Origin of the sequence: Psychrobacter sp. FME13 (genome assembly GCF_014861395.1) — a bacterium.
In the GTDB taxonomy this organism is placed as follows: Bacteria; Pseudomonadota; Gammaproteobacteria; order Pseudomonadales; family Moraxellaceae; genus Psychrobacter.
In genome coordinates, this window is the sequence record NZ_RRYV01000352.1 from 1 (window position 1) to 805 (window position 805).

The window sequence follows — 805 nt, forward strand, 5'->3', positions numbered from 1 at the left end:
ACGCTACTTTAACAAAAACCTCTTATCAGGTGTCCTAAATTAGTTGACCACTACAAATCTACCACAAGGCGAGACAGGAGTGTGGACGATTAGCCAAGATTCTATGAGCTACGATATGAAAAGTCCAACGGCTGACCGTACGGTGCATATCGACCGCTATTCGGGGAAGATATTGGCTGATATCCGCTTTGAGGATTACAATGCTTTCGGCAAATTTATGGCAGCGGGTGCGGCTATTCATATGGGAACGCTAGGATTATGGAGCGTGTTAGCCAATGTGCTGTTTTGCTTATCTGTGATTGCAATTTGTGTGAGCGGTTATGTCATGTGGTGGCAACGTCGTCCTCGTAATACCAACGAAATCACTGGACTAAATCCACCAGCACGTGGTCAATGTTTTCTCAATTCTATACAGCCCCTAGTTGATTTTATCTTTAATATGGTTTGCATCTATAGTTGAAATACTCTCAAATACTTATAAACACTAGCGTCTGGAAATACAAATAGAAAATATGGGTTACTATTTAAAACCTTTCAGCTACTAGCCCTGCTTTAACACACGATAAACGGTGGCTACCCCAATACCAACCGCCTTAGCGATCTCTTCTCTGGTCATATTAGTTTGACTGGCCAACTCTCTAATACGGTTGTGAACCGCCCCGAGTATATCGGAGACTTGATTGCTTGAGTCAGGCAGCTTTGTCTGACTCAATAAAACTATCATAGTATCGTCTCTCAAACTCAAAAGGCGACACATAGCCAATCGTACTATGAATGCGAGTTTTGTTAAACCAATCGACCCATT

At 42.4% G+C, this 805-nt stretch carries 1 protein-coding gene and 2 pseudogenes; 1 reads left to right on the plus strand and 2 read right to left on the minus strand.

All coding sequences use genetic code 11. The annotated features are described in order from the left end of the window. Positions 1-55: 55 nt before the first annotated feature. Positions 56-385: pseudogene (locus EI164_RS16540) on the plus strand (PepSY domain-containing protein); the annotation flags it as partial. A gap of 156 nt (positions 386-541) precedes the next feature. On the opposite strand, the pseudogene EI164_RS17565 reads toward EI164_RS16540, so the two are convergent. Together EI164_RS17565 and EI164_RS17570 are read right to left on the minus strand one after the other, a co-directional pair. Beyond that, positions 542-658 (minus strand): annotated as a pseudogene (locus EI164_RS17565) (helix-turn-helix domain-containing protein); the annotation flags it as partial. 31 nt (positions 659-689) lie between these two features. Further along, positions 690-805 (minus strand): IS3 family transposase (locus EI164_RS17570; protein ID WP_413038468.1); only part of this gene is annotated, 116 nt, incomplete at its 5' end.